The sequence below is a fragment of the Paraburkholderia sp. SIMBA_054 genome, assembly GCF_046534875.1.
Taxonomy (GTDB): domain Bacteria; phylum Pseudomonadota; class Gammaproteobacteria; order Burkholderiales; family Burkholderiaceae; genus Paraburkholderia; species Paraburkholderia hospita.
In genome coordinates this window covers 1-229 of sequence record NZ_JAWRXV010001895.1, presented here as the reverse complement: position 1 = coordinate 229, position 229 = coordinate 1, and the positions used below count along the sequence as shown (strand labels likewise).

At 69.9% G+C, this 229-nt stretch carries 1 protein-coding gene; it reads right to left on the bottom strand.

Annotated features, from left to right (window positions below):
* Positions 1–229 (bottom strand): ATP-binding cassette domain-containing protein (locus SB822_RS61630; protein ID WP_410859739.1); only part of this gene is annotated, 229 nt, incomplete at both ends.

The window sequence follows — 229 nt, the reverse complement described above, 5'->3', positions numbered from 1 at the left end:
AGCACCATCAATCCATGCTCGATGTTCAGCGTGCTCAGCACCTCCATCACGCGGCGCGACGACTCCGGGTCGAGCGACGCAATCGGCTCGTCGGCGAGGATCATGCGCGCCTGCTGCACGAGTGCGCGCGCCAGCGCTGCGCGCTGCTGCTGCCCGCCCGACAGGGTCGCGGCGCGCTCGCGCGCATGCTCGCCGATGCCGACCTCGGTCAATGCCGACATCGACAGCG